At 40.4% G+C, this 458-nt stretch carries 1 protein-coding gene; it reads right to left on the bottom strand.

Going from position 1 to position 458, the window contains the following annotated elements; genetic code table 11:
* On the bottom strand, positions 1-458 hold a 458-nt coding region (locus tag HMPREF2701_RS01640), incomplete at both ends, for a type IV secretion system protein (protein ID WP_186821209.1).

Genomic DNA, 458 nt, shown 5'->3' with positions numbered 1-458 from the left:
CCTAAGATTGAGCGAGCCGTACGTTGAGAACCAACGAGGGCAATAATCAGTAAGATAGCTTGTATCAAACTACCAAACATAATCGCAAGTGATTGCAAGACTCCTGCACCATTTGAAACAGCTATTTTCCCAGCGGATTCAAATAAAGGAACAAGAGAAACAATCAGAAAAATGAGAACCCCTTGTACCGCATAGACCATAATATTTTTTAAATAGCCAATACCAATAGACTTCCACTCATCACTTAAAAATGTTGGAATCGTAAGAGGGGCAAATGGAATCATAAGGTAGAGTTGAATAAATCGAATAGATACCAAAAGATTGACCATGGCTGCACTTACTATCCGAACAAGCCAAATGAGGAGGGCGAAAAAGCCCACAATCATACGGCCAATAAATCCTGAACCTTTTAATCCAGAGATGGTATCATACTTTGCCCCACCGTGAGCCACAATCGA

It is taken from the genome of Streptococcus sp. HMSC077D04 (genome assembly GCF_001808785.1).
Lineage (GTDB): Bacteria > Bacillota > Bacilli > Lactobacillales > Streptococcaceae > Streptococcus > Streptococcus mitis_BX.
The sequence above is the reverse complement of the archived record's forward strand: the minus strand, read 5'-3'. Positions and strand labels throughout refer to the sequence as shown.